Source organism: Candidatus Liberibacter sp. (assembly GCF_014048425.1).
In the GTDB taxonomy this organism is placed as follows: domain Bacteria; phylum Pseudomonadota; class Alphaproteobacteria; order Rhizobiales; family Rhizobiaceae; genus Liberibacter.
The window spans coordinates 1-1,815 of record NZ_JACETX010000040.1 but is presented as its reverse complement, the minus strand read 5'-3'; the positions used below and the strand labels follow the sequence as shown (position 1 = coordinate 1,815).

Here is a 1,815-nt window from a genome sequence, read left to right as displayed (position 1 = left end):
GCCTCAGACCGTATCATGCGATTGAAATACTCTGGAACAATGGGATAATCGACAATAAGATTGGGTAAAGCGCAAGTCCAAATCTTAATGTATTGACTCAAAAGATTCACAATCCAATCGGATTTATACACAGAAACGACTGGAATACCGCAAAGCGCTAATTCCAGAACGACAGTCCCAGACGTTGCCATTGCAGCGTCACATTGTGCAAAAACTTTCTTTTTCCCCTCTTCCCCTACAACAATTTCAGGCTTAACATCCCATCTTGAAACTATTTTACGCACGAGTTCTTCCTGCGATCGAATTGTTACCAATGATACTTTGAAAGATGAATTCCTCTCAAGAAGTGACTTCACTGCCTTACCAAAAATTGGCAAGATCCTTGCGATCTCCTTTGTTCGCGATCCTGGCAATAGGAGAATTCTTTTTTGATCAGAAGAAATGCGTTGCTTTTGCTTTTCGCGTATTTCTAACAGCATAGAATTGTTGCTCAACGGATGACCAGTAAATGTTGTAGAAGGTCCTCCCAGCTTATTCATGATTTCTGGTTCAAAAGGCAAAATAGCTAGAACGTGATCAATATATGAACACATATCACGTGCACGCTCCGCACGCCAAGCCCAAACGCTTGGACAAACATAATTAACAATAAAAAGACTTGATAATCTCTTGCGAACCCGTTTTGCTACGCGATGCGTAAAATCAGGACTATCCACAATAAGAAGTACATCTGGCTGAGATGAAACAATAAACTCTACAGTTTGGTAAATACGCCACATATAAAGAGGCAAATTCCTAATAACCTGCACAATCCCCATTATAGATAGTTCAGAAAAATCAAATAAAGAAACAAGCCCCTCCTGTTTTAAGGAATCTCCACCGATTCCTATCAGTGAGATTGGCTCATGGATCGTCCTTTTCAGTTTTCTGATCAAATCCCCCGCCAGCAAATCCCCAGATACTTCACCAGCAATAACTGCTATTTTAATTGGTTTCATATTTGCGATTCACGATCAATTCCATAAATAAAAATCCTTGATCTATTCGCAAATTGAATCGTAGCTTCTTTCTCTAAAATAAGAGATTTCCCAGCTTCTATTGCTATGCCAGAAAGACCTGCTTTGATCACATTTTGAACCGTCAATAGTCCAATAGAAGGCAAATCTACTCGTATATCTTGCTGCGGCTTGCACATCTTTGTTAATACTCCAACTTTTCTTGCAAAAACCTTGCCGCTCTCTTTAAAGAATACAACTCTTTCAAGCATCGCATCAGTGCCCTCAACTCCCTCTAAAGAAACAACTCTCCCTCCTATACTCACCGCAGATTGACCAATATCAAGTTTACACAAAATCTCTGCTGCTCTCATAGAGGAAGATATATCTTGTCTATCATCTTTATTGGGATGATATATACCCAAAGGACCTACTCTTGCCAATAATTCAGGAGCAACTTCATGCGCACCAATAATATTGACACCATAACTTTCAAGAAAACTAACAACCACCTTAAGAACAGTCGCATCCCCACCCAAAGCCAGTTGATATATCATCCGAGGGATCTTCAACGAATCCTTCAAAGGAAAACGCAAATCCTTTACCTTAGGACGCCGACTGATCGCACCAGCAAGCACAACCCGATCTATGCCATACTTACATATAATTGATCGAAATTTACAAAAATCACCCATCGGTAGTTTCTGAGAAGATTCAAAATCCCCCCAATCAACGGAATATTCTCCCAAGATTGGTGCAATGATAGGATCATCATTTCTAGAGCGAGCGGACTCGGCAACATGCCGAGGAAGTCTCCCAG

2 protein-coding genes are annotated in these 1,815 nt (G+C 40.6%); both read right to left on the bottom strand.

Going from position 1 to position 1,815, the window contains the following annotated elements; translation table 11 throughout:
* On the bottom strand, positions 1-998 hold a 998-nt coding region (gene lpxB / locus H0G72_RS04805), incomplete at its 3' end, for a lipid-A-disaccharide synthase (RefSeq protein ID WP_182017655.1).
* A partial coding sequence (locus H0G72_RS04800) for an LpxI family protein (RefSeq protein WP_182017647.1) occupies positions 995-1,815 on the bottom strand: 821 nt, incomplete at its 5' end. The genes H0G72_RS04800 and lpxB, both read right to left, overlap by 4 nt.